Genomic DNA, 14,406 nt, shown 5'->3' on the forward strand with positions numbered 1-14,406 from the left:
GCGACTGAGCGATGACGCAGTACCGCGGGCAAACAGCCATGGCCCGCAGGGTTGCCTGGCAGTGGCCGCCATGCGGCAGCCCGCCGCTTGAACAGGGGGCCACCCTGCCCTGCGCGGTGCGCTACCACCTGGCAACCACTGCCAGGCAACGCGGCCTGCTTTGCATACGACATCAAGGCCCCACTCCCAATGCGATGCGCAGCACGGCCAGCACGCCCGCGAGCGCGCACAGCACCGCGAGGAACTTGATCGCCACCAGCAGCACCACTTCCTTCCATCGGGTGTGCACGTAGTCTTCGATCACCACCTGCAGGCCGAGCACGGCGTGCCAGAACATGGTGACGATGAACAGGATCAGCAGCAGTGCGTTCCACGGCTTCGCCACCGCGGCCTTCGCCGTGGCGTACTCGGCATGCAGCAGCGACAGCACGGTGATGACGAACCACACGCCGAGCAGGATCAGCGCGGCGGCGGTGACGCGCTGCGTCCACCAGTGGCCCACGCCCGACTGCGCGGAGCCGAGGCCACGCGCGCGCTTCAGCGGATGGCGCAGATCCTTCGCGTTCGCGCTCATGCGGCACCTCCGGCGGTCAGCACCCAGGCCCAGACGAGGATCACCAGCACCAGGCTGACGATCACCGACAGCCAGCTCGAACGCACGAACTGCGGAATCGCATAACCCGCGCCGGTGTCCTGCACCAAGTGACGGATGCCGTTGCACAAGTGATAGAACAGCGCCCAGCTCCAGCCGACCAGCAAGACGATGCCCAGCGGGCTGCCGATGCAAGTCTTGAACTGGTCGAAGTGGCTTTCGCCGCCGGCCAGCGCCAGCAGGCCCCAGACCACCAGCAGCGTGCCCACGGCCAGCGCGATGCCGGTGGCGCGATGCAGGATGGAGGTCACCATCTGCACTTGCCACTTGTAGATCTGCATGTGGGGAGAGAGCGGTCGTCGCGTGTCTGCCATGGCGGCTATCCTGAAGTGGAATCGCTGAAGCTGTCTGTCAAACCGGGCCGCAACGCGCGACGACGCATGCCGCCGCGCGACGCATCAGAAGTCGATGCAGCGCCCGTTCTTTTCCCAGTCGCCGTAGCGGGTGGGATCGAGCGCCGGCCGCTCCGTCGCCTCCTGCTCCCCCGCCGGTTGCGCGGGCACGACCGGCGGTTCCGCCGGAGCGGATGCAGGCCTGGACTCGGTTGAGCGGGAAGTGTCGGACATGGTCATTGCAAGCCGCCGAAGGTTAATACTTGCCGCAGTGCCGCACAACCTTGACGAATGTCGCGAACGCTGCCTGCACCGGGCGCCGCGATGACTTGTGTTCCGCCGCCGCCGACCACACCTGCATGTGTCTATGTCGACTACCCGCCACGCCGAAACCCTGTTGATCGAAGGTCCCGACGCGCTCGCCTTCGCGCACGCGCAATTCAGCAGCAACGTCCAGTCGCTCGCCGTCGGCGCGTGGCAGTTCAGCGCCTGGCTGAGTGCGCAGGGCCGCGTGCGTGCACTATTCCATCTGGCGCGACTGGATGAGCAACGCCTGCTGCTGCTGCTGCGCGGCGGCGACGCGGCGACGCTGGGCGAGGTCCTGCGACGCTACGTGTTCCGCTCCAGGCTCACACTGCAACCGTCGCCATGGTCGGCGCTGGCCACCGATGCCGCATTGCCGCTGCACACCGTGCACATCGCATCGAACACCGTCGCACTGGGTTGCGGCGCGCACAGTCTGCAGCTCGTTGCCGACGGCACGGGCGACGAGCACTGGCGACGAGCACAAATCCAACTGGGCTGGCCCTGGCTGCCGGCTTCCGCACTTGATGCCTTGCTGCCGCCCGCGCTGTCGCTGCATCGCCTGCAAGCCGTCGCGATCGACAAGGGCTGCTATCCCGGCCAGGAAATCGTTGCGCGCCTGCACTGGCGCGGCGGGCACAAGCGACATCTTTGCAATGTGCGCCTGACGCGCAACGCGATCGCCGGCGACATCCTGCATCGCGACGGCAACGACATCGGCGTGCTGCTCGATGTCGTCGACGACGGCAACAGCATCGACGCACTCGCGGTGTTGAACGACGACATCGCGTCGACGATGACAGAGCGCGACGCACTGCAACTCGACGATGGCCTGAGGTTGTACGTGCAACATCGCTGGGAGAGCTGAAGCGTGCACATCGTCGCAGTTGCGTGAACAGTCGTTCACTTTTGTCGACGTTTTGCATGAGTGTGCGTTGAATCGGAACGCCCCGGCACTTGCCGTGAAAAAAATCCGCCGTTAGGCTCCGCCCACCCTATCGATGCGGCATCCGCCACCCACGGCTGCCGAAGCACGCGACGAACCGGAAGATTCCGTATCGGCGCGACCCGGTGAAGAACGCCGGATGGAACACCCGCCCAAGTGCGGAACAAGTTGCAGGCTACACGGCACCGCTGCCGCGCAGCGCCTCGACAACATCCTCGATCGGCACAGATGCCGCCGCTCGAACGCCACAATCCCGTGGCATTCGCCCAGCCACAAGTTTCGGCTGTGCGATCAATCCAGGTGGAACGGCCTGCCAGCCCGTCCACCGCAACGGCGCCCGGACAGTTCCCTGGTCTGCGCGTACAGCACGCTGGAGGCAGACAATGAAACTTTCCATGCTGTTGTGGATGACCACTCTGATGCCGCAACCCGTCGCGAACCAGGCGTGCCTGGCCACGACGGTGTACCTGGAGGCACGCAGCCAATCCACCGTCGGCCAGATGGCCGTCGCCGAAGTGGCAATGCGCCGCCGCGAACGCGGCCAGTGGGGCAACACGGTGTGCGAAGTCGTGATGGCGCCGCACCAGTTCGCCACCACCACCACACCCGGCTCGTTCGAGATCACCAACGTCGAGGCTTTCCACAAGGCATGGGAAATCGCCGGACGGATGATCCACGTCTGGCAGCTGCCGGCAAACCAGCGCAGCGCAGTGGTGCCACGCGCCGATCACTTCGCCACCGTGGCGGTGGCGCCCGCTTGGTCGCGCAACAAGCCATCGATCACAATCGGCGACCACACCTTCTACGCCGTGAACTGAGAAAGAAAAAGGCCCTCTTGCGAGGGCCTTTTCATTTGGACATCCAGACGTCCAGACATCCGGACGTCCACTTCGCACGACCTACATCGGGTAGACCTGCCCGTCGCGCACCTGCACGTAGTCGCCGTTGCGCACATTCGGGTTGTCGCGCTGGGTCACCGTGGCGTACTGCCCGTTGTCCAGCCGCACCACGATCCGCCAGGCATTGCCGCCATTGTCATCAGAACGCTTGCCGATCTGGTTGCCGACGACACCGCCGGCCACCGCACCGACCACCGTGGCGGCCTTGCGGCCGTCACCCTTGCCGATGGTGCTGCCCAGCACGCCGCCGGCCACGGCGCCGATCACCGCACCCAACACGCCACCGTTGTTGTTGCCGCTGTCGACGTACACCGGCTGCACGTCCTGCACCACGCCGCAACTCTGGCAGCGGCCGTAGCCGCCGCCAGAGCCTTGCCCGTAACCCTGTCGGTAGCCACCGTTGCCGTACCCGGGACCGGTGGCGCAACCGGCCAGCGCCAGCCCCGCCGCCAACACGGCCGCCGGAACGATGCGTCGCATGGTGATGTTCATTGCACTGCTCCTTCGAGGGCTGCGGGACCGGTGATCAACGGGCGTCCGAAACGGCGGTCACGCCCTCCTGCACCTGCACGCGGTCGCCCGGGTCGTGATCCATGCGCGTGGTGCGGGTGACGCCGTTGTACACGTACTGCACGTCGTAACCGACGATCTTGCCGCTGCTGCCGGCGACCGTGCTGCAACGCTGCTCCGTCGTCTGAGTCACCTGCGGCTGGTGATGCGCGTTCTCGATGCGGTTGCCGGCGTAGCCGCCACCCACCGCGCCGGCCACCGTGGCCAGCGTCTTGCCCTTGCCGCCGCCGACCATGTGGCCGAGCAGGCCACCGGCGACGGCGCCGATCGCGGTGCCGGCAATGTTGTGCTGGTCCTTCGGCGGCGCGGTGTGATTCACCACCTCGTCGCGGCAGACCTGATGCGCCGCCGTCCCGGACGAACGCACCGGCGTCACGCTGACCACCTGGGCGTACTGCGGGCCAGCCGATTGCGCCGGCTGCTGCGCTGGCATCGGCGCCGCTGCGGAGGCCGCCGCCTGCGCGCCTTGCGTGCCGGCATCGGCGCTGCGATTGCAGGCCGACAAGCCGACGGCCAGCGCGGCAGCAATCCCCACATTGAGTGCATTGACCATCAACCTGTTCATATCCATCCTCCTCTGTCAGTGTCCGGCCGCGACGAGTGCGACATGCCCCACCTGCGACCTGCAGCGCCATTGAACCTTCACGTATCTGAATAACACCTAGACCGTCGCCGTTACACTAACTTCACGTTGAGATCGCTTCAGCTGGCATCGGCGTCCGGTGTCGGAAAACGAGAGACGCATCACGCCCGTGCTTGCCGACAGCCACGTCCATCTTGACGACCACGCCTTCGATGCCGACCGCGACCAGGTGCTGCAGCGGGCGCGCGATGCCGGCATCGAGCAGCTGGTGGTGCCGGCCGTGGACGCAGCCAGTTGGACGCGCATCCGCGACCTCTGCGCGGCGCATCCGCGCACGCTGTTTCCCGCCTACGGCCTGCATCCGCTGTACCTGCGACAGCATGCGCCCGACGATGTGGATGCGCTGTTGTCATGGTGTGATGCGAACGCTGCCGTGGCGGTCGGCGAGATCGGGCTGGACTTCCACGCGCACGAACTGGATCCCGCACTGCAGCGCGATTACTTTGTGCGGCAGCTGGCGCTGGCCCGCGAGCTCCGCCTGCCGGTGATCGTGCACGCCCGGCAGGCACTGGAGGAAGTGATCCTCACGCTGCGGCGCCATCCCGGCGTGCACGGCGTGGTGCACAGCTTCTCCGGCAGCGAGGAGCAGGCACTCCGGCTGCGGGATCTCGGCTTCATGGTCGGCATTGGCGGACCGGTGACCTACGAGCGGGCGCAGCGCCTGCGCCGCATCGTGGCGGACATGCCGATCGAGTTCCTGCTGCTGGAGAGCGACGCACCCGACCAGCCCAACGCGAACCACCGCGGCCAGCGCAACGAGCCGGCCAGCGTCGCCGAGGTGCTGCGTTGCGTGGCGGCGCTGCGCGGCGAGCCGGAGCATGTGGTGGCTGCTGCCACCACCGCCAACGCCCGCAAGTTGTTTCGACTGCCGGAACCCGCAACCAGTTGATCGCGGCACTTGCACTGCACGGCAAGCCACGCCAGAATTTATTTCACTGGTGAAATATGAATTGGTGAAATGGCGCGTCTCGACAACTGCATCGCGATGATGGACGAGGGTATCGGGCGGATGCACGAGGTCATCCCGCATCTGCCCGTGGAGCAGGTCACGCTGTGCCGGTTGTTGGTGATGGTGAGTGCCCGCCTCGACGATGGGCTGGGGGAACAAATCCGGCAGCACCAGCTGAACCACAGCGAGTTCCTCACCCTGATGATGCTGTACAGCCGCCCGGACGGCAGCTCCACCCCCGGCGAACTGTGCGAGTTCACCTCGCAGGGCAGCACCAACATGACCCGCATCGGCAATGCGCTGGTCCAGCGCGGCCTGATCTCGCGCGGCGCCAGCGCCGAGGATCGCCGCCGCGTGCTGATCCGCATCACCGCCGCCGGCCGCCGCTTCGTGCAGAAGCTGCTGCCGCCGATGTTTCCCCGCGTGGAGGCGATGTTCGCCGGTTTCAGCGCCACCGACCGGCGTCAGCTCAGCCGCCTGCTGCGCAAGCTCGCCCGCAACCTCGACCAGCTCGACGCGGACGACGCGTCGTGAGGAGCCATCGATGACCCTCGCCCCGCCTCGCCCGCGCGCGGCACTGGCACTTGCCGTAGCGCTGACGCTCGCCGGCTGCGCGTTTGCGCCACCGAAGCTGCAGCATCCCGCGCTGCGCGACGACGTGCCGCTGGCCGGCCTTTCGGCACCCACCCGCGCCGGTTGGCCGGCCACCGACTGGTGGCGCGCCTATGACGATCCGCAACTCGACGAGCTGATGGCGACGGCGCTGCAGCAGTCGCCCGACCTCGTCCAGGCGCAGGGCCGCGTGCACACGGCCGAGCAGTCGGTGAAGCTCGCCGCCGCGCAGGCCGGACTGAGCATCAACGGCACGGCCCAGCTCAGCCGGCAACGGATCAGCGAACACGGCCTGATGCCGCCGCAGCTGCTCGGCTTCACCTGGTACAACCAGGCCGACCTGGGCGTGCAGTTCCAGTACGACTTCGACTGGTGGGGCAAGAAGCGCGCCGCGATCGAGAGCGCGCTGGACCAGGCGCACGCCGCCGAAGCCCAGCGCAGCGCGGCCGCGCTGACGATCCAGAACGCGGTAGCCGACACTTATTTCGGCTGGCTGGCCGACGAGGCCCGGCTGGCGCTGGCCCGGCAGTCGCTGGCCGTGCAACAGCACCTGCTCGACATCGCCGAGCTGCGCGTGCGGCAAGGCGTGGACCTGCCCGATACCGTGCAGGAGGCCCATTCGCGCGTCATCGCCGTGCAGCAGGCACAGACCGCGCTGGAAAGCTCGGCGCAGATCCGCAAGGTGGCGCTGGCCGCCCTGCTCGGCGTGGCGCCTGCGCAGCTGCCACCGCTCGTACCACGGCCGTTGCCCGCCACCGGCGGCGCCCTGCCCGCCGACGCGAAGCTCGATCTGATCGCCCGCCGCCCCGACATCGCCGCCAGCCGCTGGCAGGTGGAGGCGGCGCTGAAGCAGACCGACGTGGCCCGCGCGCAGTTCTTCCCGGACATCAGCATCACTGCGATGGCCGGACTGTCCAGCACCAACCAGGGCGCGCCCGCACTGTTCGGCGGCGGCAGTTCCGGCAGCCTGGGCAACGTGTTCAGCGCGGGCAGCCGCGTGTTCGGGCTCACCCCTGCGCTGCACCTGCCGATCTTCGAGGGCGGCCGGCTGAAGGCCGCCTACGGCATCAGCCGCGCCCAGCTCGACGATACGGTGGCGCAGTACAACGCCACCGTGTTCCACGCCGCCCGCGAGGTCGCCAGCCAGGCGCTGGCCGCCGAGCAACTGGCCACGACCCGCCGGCAGCAGACGCAGCAGATCGACGCCGACGAGCGTCTCGTCGCCAGCGCGCAGGCCCGCCTGCGCCAGGGCGTGCGCGACGCCCGTGAAGGCCTGGCCGCGCAGGCGCAGTTGCTGCAGCAGCAGGACCAGGCGGTCAGCCTGCATGCCCAGGCGCTGACCACCGATCTCGCCCTGATCAAGGCGCTGGGCGGCGGCTACCGCATGCCCGCCGACACCGCCAGCGCGACTCCCACTTCCCCGACTTCACCTTCCAAGAACGCCAGCCGGAGCCCCCGCCCATGAGCGCCACCGAGTCCGCCCAGCCGCAGGACCGCAACGACAGCGGCTTCGCCGCCAAGAATCCGCCCAAGCGCCGGCGTGCGTTGGCGATCGTGACGGCGGTGTTCATCCTCGCCGCGCTGACCTGGTTCCTGCTCTGGTTCTTCGTGTTCTCCACCCGCGAGAGCACCGACAATGCCTACGTGGGCGGCAACCTGGTGGGCATCTCCGCCCAGGTGCCCGGCACCGTGGTCGCGGTGCTCGCCGACAACACCGAGCACGTCGACGCCGGCCAGGTGCTGGTGCGCCTCGATCCCACCGACGCCGATGTGCGCCTGCGCCAGGCCCGCAGTGCGCTGGCGCTCGCGGTGCGCCAGGTGCGCGGCCAGACCGACAGCGCCAGCGGTGCCGACGCCGCGGTGGCAGCGCGCAAGATCGAACTGCAGAAGGCCCAGGCCGACCTCAAGCGCCACCTGCCGCTGGTCGCCGCGCAGGCCGAATCGCCCGAGATCGTGCAGCACCTGCGCGACGCCGTGGCCGGCGCACAGGCCGCGCTGGATGCGGCCCAGGCCCAGGCCAAGGCCGCGCATGCCGCGATCGCCGGCACCGACATCGCGGGCAACCCCGCCGTGCAGCAGGCGCGCGCGAACTTCCGCGCCGCCTGGGTGGCCGCGCAGCGCAACACCATCGTGGCGCCGGTGTCCGGCTACGTGGCCGAGCGCAGCGTGCAACTGGGCAACAGCGTGGCGCCCGGCCAGGCGCTGATGAGCGTGGTGCCGCTGCACGACCTGTGGGTGGACGCGAACTTCAAGGAAAACCAGCTGCGCCACATCCGCATCGGCCAACCCGCGAAGATCACCACCGACCTCTACGGCGGCAAGGTGGAATACCGCGGCAAGGTGGTCGGCCTGGGCGCCGGCACCGGCAGCGTGTTCTCGCTGCTGCCCGCGCAGAACGCCACCGGCAACTGGATCAAGGTGGTGCAGCGCGTGCCGGTGCGCATCGCGCTGGACGACAAGGAGCTGGACGAGCATCCGCTGCGCGTGGGCCTGTCCGCCGACGTCACCGTGGACATCAGCCATGACCAGGGCAAGGTGCTGGCCGCCGGCCCCGCCCTGCCGGCCGCCGAGACCACGGTGTACGACCAGATCGCCAGCCAGGCCGACGCCGAGGCCGAGAAGGTGATCGAGGCGAACCTCGGCAAATAAGCATCGCGGCTGAAGCCGCTCCTGCAACACGCCGGATCGTAGGAGCGGCTTCAGCCGCGACCCGCCCCCCATACCCAGCGAATCCCCATGGCCACCACGCCTGAGAACGCCGCCCCGCTGAAGCCGCTGCACGGCGGTCCGCTGGCGCTGCTCACCATCGCCGTCGCGTTCAGCACCTTCATGGAGGTGCTGGACATGACCATTGTCAACGTGGCCGTGCCGCACATCTCCGGCAGCCTGGGCGTGAGCCCGAATGAGGGCACCTGGACGATCAGTTCCTACGCGCTGGCCAGCGCGATCATGCAGCCGCTCACCGGTTGGATCGCGCGGCGCTTCGGCGAGGTGCGCACCTTCGTGGTCTCGGTGCTGCTGTTCGTGGTGTTCTCGATGCTGTGCGGCGTGGCCACCACGATGCCGATGCTGGTGGTCTGCCGCCTGCTGCAGGGCGCCGGCTCCGGCCCGATGGTGGCGCTGTCGCTGACCCTGCTGCTGACCAGTTACCCGAAGGAGAAGCAGGGCATTGCGCTGGCGCTGTGGGCGATGACCGTGGTGGTGGCGCCGATTTTCGGCCCGATCCTGGGCGGCTGGCTCACCGACAACTTCTCGTGGCCGTGGATCTTCTACATCAACTTGCCGGTGGGCATCGCCGCGGCGGTGATCACCTGGTCGATCCTGCACAAGCGCGAGACGAAGACCTTCAAGGCGCCGATCGACATGGTGGGTCTGGTGCTGCTGGTGGTGGGCGTGGGTTGCCTGCAGTTCATGCTGGACAACGGCAACGACCACGACTGGTTCGCGTCGCCGCTGATCCTCACGCTGGGCATCACCGCGCTGGTCTGCCTCACCTTCCTCGTCGTGTGGGAGATCCACGCCAAGCATCCGGTGGTCGACCTCTCGCTGTTCAAGCAGCGCAACTTCACCGTGGGCGTGGTGGCGCTGACGCTGGGCATGTTCGCGTTCTTCGGCATCAACGTGGTGTTCCCGCTGTGGCTGCAGATCGACCTGGGTTACACCGCCACCTGGGCCGGCCTCGCCACCGCGCCGGTAGGCGTGCTGGCCTTCCTGCTGTCGCCGATCCTGGGCAAGAACATGCACCGGCTGGAATTGCGCGCGGTGGTGACCTTCGCGTTCGTGATCTTCGCGCTCACCTCGTACTGGTTCGCCAGCTTCGACAGCAACGCCTCGTTCGGCACACTGGTGGTGCCCCGCTTCGTGATGGGCTTGGCCATCCCCTGCTTCTTCATCCCGCTGAACCAGATCTACCTGTCCGGCCTGCCCGCCTCGGAGATCGCCAGCGCCTCGGGCCTGTCCAACTTCTGCCGCACCATGGGTTCCTCCATGTCCACTGCGATCACGGTGACGCTGTGGCAGCACCGCAGCGAACTGCACCATGCCAACCTCACCGAGAACGTCAGCCCCGGCCACCCCGCGGCCACGCAGTTCCTGCAGGACCTCGCCCACCACGGCATGCCGCATCAGCAGAGCCTGGGGCTGATCGACCAGCTGGTGAACCGCGAGGCGCTCACCCTGGCGGTGAACGACGTGTTCTGGGGCTGCGCGGTGCTGTTCCTGCTGCTGATCCCGATCCTGTGGTTCGCCAAACCGCCGTTCGGCAGCGCGGGCGGTGCCATGGGGCACTGAGCCCGCACCGGGCTTTGCTGCAGACCACTGCGGCGCACATCGCCACGCCACGGCCCGTCGCGGAGCAGACCAATTCCGCCGCATGCATGCCAGTGGTCTACTGGTGCGGCGCAATATTCTCTGCTAGCTTCGTTGCATGGCACAAACCAAGCGCACCATCAAAAAGTACCCGAACCGTCGGCTCTACGACACCGAGATCTCCAGCTACATCACGCTGGAGGAGGTGCGTCAGCTGGTGCTGGACAACGAGGACTTCGAAGTCCGCGATGCCAAGACCGGCGAGGATCTCACCCGCTCCGTGCTGCTGCAGATCATCTCCGAGCACGAGGAGAAGGGGCAGCCGATGCTGTCGCCCCAACTGCTCAGCCAGATCATCCGCTTCTACGGCGACTCGCTGCAGGGCTTCATGGGCCCGTACCTGGAGCGCAGCCTGCAGGTGTTCCTCGACCAGCAGCAGCAGTTCCGCACCCAGCTCAACAGCCTGATGGGGCAGACCCCGTGGGCGATGGTGAACGAGCTGACCGAGCGCAACATGGACGCGTGGAAGACCATGCAGCGCGGCCTGCTCGACGCCGCCGCGCAGATCACCCCGCAAGGCGGCAGCCGCGGCGGCCACAAGAAGACCGGCTGAGGCCACGCCACTCCCCTCTCCCACGCGCCGCCTAAAGCGGCGCGTTTTGTTTTCCTTGAAGAGTGCGGCCACGGATGGCCGCTCACTTGATCTTCGCGATCAGGGACGATCGCAAAAGTCCCGAAAGTGCGGCCATGGATGGTCGCCCATGTGATTTTCGCGACCAGTGACGATCGCAATAGACCTGGACAACCATCCATGAGCGCATCCCCCACTTCCCGCCTGGCCCTGGTCACCGGCGGCCTCGGCGGCCTCGGCACCGAAATCTGCCGCCAGTTGGCCAAGGCCGGCCGCCGCGTGGTCGCTGCCGACCTGCCCGCCAGCGAGTCGCGCCTCACGGGCTTCCGCGAGGCCGTCGCCGAGTTCGGCGACGCGATCGGCCACGAAGCGATGGACGTCAGCGACCACGCCGCCTGCGCCGCGCTGATCGGTCGCCTCGAACGCGAGCATGGCGGCGTGGACATCCTGGTCAACGCCGCCGGCATCACCCGCGACGCCAGCCTGCGCAAGATGACGCCCACGCAATGGCATGAGCTGATGCGGGTGAACCTCGACGGCCTGTTCAACACCTGCCACGCCGTGGTGGAGGGCATGAGCACGCGCGGCTTCGGCCGCATCGTCAACATCAGCTCGGTGAACGGCCAGACCGGCCAGTTCGGCCAGACCAACTACTCCGCCGCCAAGGCCGGCGTGCACGGTTTCAGCATGGCGCTGGCGCGCGAGACCGCACGCAAGGGCGTCACCGTCAACACCGTCTCGCCCGGCTACTGCGACACGCCCATGGTAGCTGCGGTGCCCGCCGAGATCCGCGCCCAGATCGTCGCCGGCATCCCGGTGGGTCGGCTGGGCCAGCCCACCGACATCGCCCGCGCCGTGACCTTCCTCACCGCCGACGACGCCGGCTACCTCACCGGCGTCAACCTGCCGGTGAACGGCGGGTATTTCATGAGCTTCTGAGGCGCGTAACGCGGCGCGTATTGCAGTCGCGCGCCGCTTGCGGAACAGTGGCGCGATCCCTTCGACGGAACGCGACATGACGCAGCGTCCATCCCTCACCCTGATCGGCGGCGGCCTGGTGGGCGCCCTGCTGGCGCGGCAGCTGGCGCAGCACGGTTTTGCGGTGGAGGTGTTCGAGAAGCGGCCCGATCCGCGCCGCGCGGGTTTCCTGGGCGGGCGTTCGATCAACCTCGCGCTGGCCGAGCGTGGCCTGCAGGCGCTGCGCACGGCGGGCCTGGCCGACGAGGTGCTGCTGCGCGCGGTGATGATGCGCGGGCGCATGGTGCACGCGACGAACGGCACCAGCGGGTTGCAGCGCTACGGCGTGGACGACAGCGAGGTGATCTGGTCGGTGTCGCGCGGAGCGCTGAACATGCTGCTGCTGGACGCGGCCGAGGCCTCCGGCGTGCGCTTCCATTTCGGCCAGTCGCTGCTGGACGCGGACTTCGAACGACGCCGCATCCGGTTGGCCGACGAAGACGGCACGCTGCGCGAGCACGACGCCGACCTGCTGATCGGCGCCGACGGCGCGGGCTCGGCGCTGCGCGCGGCGATGAACGCGCACGCGCCGCTGGGCGAGCGCATCGAGCCGCTGGGCCACGGCTACAAGGAGCTGGAGATTCCCGCCGCCGACACCTTGCCGCCCGAACTGGCACAACAGGCCGGCGGCCAGGGCTGCTTCGCGCTGGAGCCGCATGCGCTGCATATCTGGCCGCGCGGCGGCTACATGTGCATCGCGCTGCCGAACGCCGAGGGCAGCTTCACGGTGACGCTGTTCCTGCCCGCGCAAGGCCCGCATCCCAGCTTCGCCACCCTGCCCGACGCCGCCGCGGCGCGCGCGTTCTTCGCCGCGGACTTCCCCGACCTGCTGCCGCTGATCCCGCGCTTCGACGCGGACTACGCCGGGCATCCGGTGGGCACGCTGTCCACGCTGTATCTGGACCGCTGGCACCTCGATGGTCGCGCCCTGCTGGTGGGCGACGCGGCGCACGCCATCGTGCCGTTCCACGGCCAGGGCATGAATTGCGGCTTCGAGGACACGGTGACGCTGGCCGAGCTGCTCGCCGCATCGCCACACGACAGCGCTGGCGTGTTCGCCGAGTTCCAGCGCATCCGCCAGCCGAACGCGAACGCGATCGCCGCGATGGCGCTGGAGAACTACGTGGAGATGCGCGATTCGGTGGCCGATCCGCACTACCTCGCCAAGCGCGCGCTGGGCGCGCAGCTGGCCGAGCGCATCCCCGGCCATTACATGGCGCGCTACCGGCTGGTCACCTTCACCCACCTGCCCTACACCTACGCGCTGGAACGCGGGCGCGCCCAGGATGTGCTGCTGGAGGAGCTGCTGCACGGCGCGCCCGATGTCGAAGCCGTCGACCTCGATGCGGCCGCGGCCATGCTGCAAGCTCGCCTGTCCCCTTTGCCGGTATTGCGCCATGGATGATTCACTGCAAGAAGCCTTTCTCAGCACGGCCTACTGGGTCAGCATCGACACGGTCATCTGGTCGACGATCCGCATCAATCTGCGACCGCAGCCCGAGCTGGCCGGCGTGATCGGTGCGCGGCCGTGGGGCTTCATCACCGCCTGGAACCCGCAGGCGCGGCGCCGCGCGCCGGCCGAGAACGCTGCCGCCCAGCGCGAGCTGCTCGACGCCTTGCGCAGCTTGCCCGGCGTCGCGGTGTACCCGGCCATCGGCGTAGGCACCAGCGGCTGGAGCGAGCCCAGCCTGTTCACCGTGGGCGCCGACGGCGCGACGCTGGATGCGCTGGCGCGCCAGCACGGACAACTCGCCTACGTGCATGGCGTGGCCGATGGCCCGGCCGAGCTGCGCCTGCTGAACAGCACGCAGACTTGAGTCGCCGCCCAGCGGCAGCACGCCGCATGGACAAGCCCGCGAGGCATTGCGGACAATGGAAGCAATGACCGCAGCGACTTCCACCCCCTTGCTCGAAGCGCATCGCCTGAGCTTCCACCGCCAGGACGAGCCGGTGTTCGCGCCGCTGGATTTCCGCCTGCACGCGGGCGAACTGGCCCTGGTCGAGGGCGACAACGGCAGCGGCAAGACCACCTTGCTGCGCCTGCTGGCCGGCCTGTTGCACGTGAGCGAGGGCCGGCTGCTGTGGCGCGGCGCGCCGTGGCAGCGCGAGACCTGTGCGGGCGAGATCCTGTTCCTCGGCCACCAGCTGGGCCAGAAGCTGGAGCTGGGTCCACGCGAGAATCTCGCCTTTGCGACGGGCCTGCACGGCCGGCGCGACGACATCACGATGGATGCCGTGCTCGACGAAGTCGGCCTCGCCGGCTACGGGGACGAGCCGCTGCGGCGGCTCTCCGCCGGGCAGAAGAAGCGTGCCGCGCTGGCGCGCCTGCTGCTGCAGCCGGCGGCGCTGTGGCTGCTCGACGAGCCGTACGCGAACCTCGACTGGCACGGCATCGCGCTGGTCAACCGCCTGCTGGAGCGGCACGTGGCAGCCGGCGGCGCCGTGCTGGTGAGCAGCCATGGCGCGGTGGGGTTCCACGGCGGCGAGCCGCAGCGGATACGCATGCATGCATAAGCCGCATCGCCATGTCTCCATTTCCCTCCC

The 14,406-nt window shown here is 68.4% G+C and carries 17 protein-coding genes; 12 read left to right on the forward strand and 5 right to left on the reverse strand.

Annotation, left to right across the window (positions count from 1 at the left end):
- Positions 1 to 172 precede the first annotated feature (172 nt).
- The 3 genes from sdhD to AB7878_RS01995 form a co-directional block, all read right to left on the reverse strand.
- A complete protein-coding gene (gene sdhD, locus AB7878_RS01985; RefSeq protein ID WP_369492748.1) occupies positions 173 to 574 on the reverse strand; it encodes a succinate dehydrogenase, hydrophobic membrane anchor protein in 402 nt (133 codons plus the stop codon).
- A complete protein-coding gene (sdhC, locus tag AB7878_RS01990; protein WP_369492749.1) occupies positions 571 to 966 on the reverse strand; it encodes a succinate dehydrogenase, cytochrome b556 subunit in 396 nt (131 codons plus the stop codon). The genes sdhD and sdhC overlap by 4 nt, the downstream gene beginning before the upstream one ends.
- 84 nt (positions 967 to 1,050) lie before the next feature.
- Entirely contained in the window at positions 1,051 to 1,218 is a 168-nt protein-coding gene (locus AB7878_RS01995) for a DUF1674 domain-containing protein (protein WP_369492750.1), read from the reverse strand.
- Between the two features lie 133 nt (positions 1,219 to 1,351).
- On the opposite strand from AB7878_RS01995, the gene ygfZ reads away from it, so the two are divergent.
- Together ygfZ and AB7878_RS02005 are read left to right on the forward strand one after the other, a co-directional pair.
- The gene (gene ygfZ / locus AB7878_RS02000; protein WP_369492751.1) at positions 1,352 to 2,155 is read left to right on the forward strand and encodes a CAF17-like 4Fe-4S cluster assembly/insertion protein YgfZ; all 804 of its coding nucleotides are present in this window, start codon (positions 1,352 to 1,354) and stop codon (positions 2,153 to 2,155) included.
- Between the two features lie 461 nt (positions 2,156 to 2,616).
- Positions 2,617 to 3,051, forward strand: a complete 435-nt coding sequence (locus tag AB7878_RS02005; RefSeq protein ID WP_369492752.1) for a cell wall hydrolase — start codon at positions 2,617 to 2,619, stop codon at positions 3,049 to 3,051.
- A gap of 81 nt (positions 3,052 to 3,132) precedes the next feature.
- Here AB7878_RS02005 and AB7878_RS02010 read toward each other — a convergent pair whose 3' ends face one another.
- Entirely contained in the window at positions 3,133 to 3,624 is a 492-nt protein-coding gene (locus tag AB7878_RS02010) for an outer membrane lipoprotein (RefSeq protein ID WP_369492753.1), read from the reverse strand.
- A 34-nt stretch (positions 3,625 to 3,658) separates the two neighbouring features.
- On the reverse strand, positions 3,659 to 4,267 hold the full coding sequence (locus tag AB7878_RS02015) for a glycine zipper 2TM domain-containing protein (protein WP_369492754.1): 609 nt from the start codon (positions 4,265 to 4,267) through the stop codon (positions 3,659 to 3,661).
- A gap of 187 nt (positions 4,268 to 4,454) precedes the next feature.
- Here AB7878_RS02015 and AB7878_RS02020 point away from each other — a divergent pair, with 187 nt between their 5' ends.
- From AB7878_RS02020 to ccmA, 10 genes are all read left to right on the forward strand, one after another.
- Complete coding sequence (locus tag AB7878_RS02020) at positions 4,455 to 5,234, forward strand: TatD family hydrolase (RefSeq protein WP_369492755.1); 780 nt, start codon at positions 4,455 to 4,457, stop codon at positions 5,232 to 5,234.
- A 69-nt stretch (positions 5,235 to 5,303) separates the two neighbouring features.
- On the forward strand, positions 5,304 to 5,828 hold the full coding sequence (locus AB7878_RS02025) for a MarR family winged helix-turn-helix transcriptional regulator (RefSeq protein WP_369492756.1): 525 nt from the start codon (positions 5,304 to 5,306) through the stop codon (positions 5,826 to 5,828).
- 10 nt (positions 5,829 to 5,838) lie between these two features.
- Complete coding sequence (locus AB7878_RS02030) at positions 5,839 to 7,371, forward strand: efflux transporter outer membrane subunit (protein WP_369492757.1); 1,533 nt, start codon at positions 5,839 to 5,841, stop codon at positions 7,369 to 7,371.
- Positions 7,368 to 8,555 (forward strand): HlyD family secretion protein, encoded by a 1,188-nt coding sequence (locus tag AB7878_RS02035; RefSeq protein WP_369492758.1) that lies wholly within the window; start codon positions 7,368 to 7,370, stop codon positions 8,553 to 8,555. Before AB7878_RS02030 ends, AB7878_RS02035 begins: the two co-directional genes overlap by 4 nt.
- Before the next feature lie 87 nt (positions 8,556 to 8,642).
- Positions 8,643 to 10,196, forward strand: a complete 1,554-nt coding sequence (locus tag AB7878_RS02040; RefSeq protein ID WP_369492759.1) for a DHA2 family efflux MFS transporter permease subunit — start codon at positions 8,643 to 8,645, stop codon at positions 10,194 to 10,196.
- A gap of 136 nt (positions 10,197 to 10,332) precedes the next feature.
- Positions 10,333 to 10,827 carry a polyhydroxyalkanoate synthesis repressor PhaR gene (phaR, locus tag AB7878_RS02045; RefSeq protein WP_077484303.1) on the forward strand — a complete coding sequence of 165 codons (495 nt, stop codon included), beginning with the start codon at positions 10,333 to 10,335 and terminating at the stop codon, positions 10,825 to 10,827.
- Between the two features lie 198 nt (positions 10,828 to 11,025).
- Positions 11,026 to 11,784 carry an acetoacetyl-CoA reductase gene (phbB, locus tag AB7878_RS02050; RefSeq protein WP_369492760.1) on the forward strand — a complete coding sequence of 253 codons (759 nt, stop codon included), beginning with the start codon at positions 11,026 to 11,028 and terminating at the stop codon, positions 11,782 to 11,784.
- Positions 11,785 to 11,860: 76 nt separating this feature from the next.
- Positions 11,861 to 13,267, forward strand: coding sequence for an FAD-dependent oxidoreductase (locus AB7878_RS02055; protein ID WP_369492761.1), 1,407 nt, complete (start codon positions 11,861 to 11,863; stop codon positions 13,265 to 13,267).
- Complete coding sequence (locus AB7878_RS02060) at positions 13,260 to 13,679, forward strand: DUF3293 domain-containing protein (RefSeq protein WP_369492762.1); 420 nt, start codon at positions 13,260 to 13,262, stop codon at positions 13,677 to 13,679. Before AB7878_RS02055 ends, AB7878_RS02060 begins: the two co-directional genes overlap by 8 nt.
- A gap of 64 nt (positions 13,680 to 13,743) precedes the next feature.
- The gene (ccmA, locus tag AB7878_RS02065; RefSeq protein WP_369492763.1) at positions 13,744 to 14,376 is read left to right on the forward strand and encodes a cytochrome c biogenesis heme-transporting ATPase CcmA; all 633 of its coding nucleotides are present in this window, start codon (positions 13,744 to 13,746) and stop codon (positions 14,374 to 14,376) included.
- The last annotated feature ends 30 nt before the right edge of the window (positions 14,377 to 14,406 follow it).

This window comes from Rhodanobacter humi, assembly GCF_041107455.1.
Taxonomy (GTDB): domain Bacteria; phylum Pseudomonadota; class Gammaproteobacteria; order Xanthomonadales; family Rhodanobacteraceae; genus Rhodanobacter_A.

Excerpts from the sequence above, each read along its gene's own strand:
- sdhD (WP_369492748.1), bottom strand. The coding sequence starts at position 574 with ATGAGCGCGAACGCGAAGGATCTGCGCCATCCGCTGAAGCGCGCGCGT.
- sdhC (WP_369492749.1), bottom strand. The coding sequence starts at position 966 with ATGGCAGACACGCGACGACCGCTCTCTCCCCACATGCAGATCTACAAG.
- AB7878_RS01995 (WP_369492750.1), bottom strand. The coding sequence starts at position 1,218 with ATGTCCGACACTTCCCGCTCAACCGAGTCCAGGCCTGCATCCGCTCCG.
- ygfZ (WP_369492751.1), top strand. The coding sequence starts at position 1,352 with ATGTCGACTACCCGCCACGCCGAAACCCTGTTGATCGAAGGTCCCGAC.
- AB7878_RS02005 (WP_369492752.1), top strand. The coding sequence starts at position 2,617 with ATGAAACTTTCCATGCTGTTGTGGATGACCACTCTGATGCCGCAACCC.
- AB7878_RS02010 (WP_369492753.1), bottom strand. The coding sequence starts at position 3,624 with ATGAACATCACCATGCGACGCATCGTTCCGGCGGCCGTGTTGGCGGCG.
- AB7878_RS02015 (WP_369492754.1), bottom strand. The coding sequence starts at position 4,267 with ATGAACAGGTTGATGGTCAATGCACTCAATGTGGGGATTGCTGCCGCG.
- AB7878_RS02025 (WP_369492756.1), top strand. The coding sequence starts at position 5,304 with ATGGCGCGTCTCGACAACTGCATCGCGATGATGGACGAGGGTATCGGG.
- AB7878_RS02030 (WP_369492757.1), top strand. The coding sequence starts at position 5,839 with ATGACCCTCGCCCCGCCTCGCCCGCGCGCGGCACTGGCACTTGCCGTA.
- AB7878_RS02035 (WP_369492758.1), top strand. The coding sequence starts at position 7,368 with ATGAGCGCCACCGAGTCCGCCCAGCCGCAGGACCGCAACGACAGCGGC.
- AB7878_RS02040 (WP_369492759.1), top strand. The coding sequence starts at position 8,643 with ATGGCCACCACGCCTGAGAACGCCGCCCCGCTGAAGCCGCTGCACGGC.
- phaR (WP_077484303.1), top strand. The coding sequence starts at position 10,333 with ATGGCACAAACCAAGCGCACCATCAAAAAGTACCCGAACCGTCGGCTC.
- phbB (WP_369492760.1), top strand. The coding sequence starts at position 11,026 with ATGAGCGCATCCCCCACTTCCCGCCTGGCCCTGGTCACCGGCGGCCTC.
- AB7878_RS02055 (WP_369492761.1), top strand. The coding sequence starts at position 11,861 with ATGACGCAGCGTCCATCCCTCACCCTGATCGGCGGCGGCCTGGTGGGC.
- AB7878_RS02060 (WP_369492762.1), top strand. The coding sequence starts at position 13,260 with ATGGATGATTCACTGCAAGAAGCCTTTCTCAGCACGGCCTACTGGGTC.
- ccmA (WP_369492763.1), top strand. The coding sequence starts at position 13,744 with ATGACCGCAGCGACTTCCACCCCCTTGCTCGAAGCGCATCGCCTGAGC.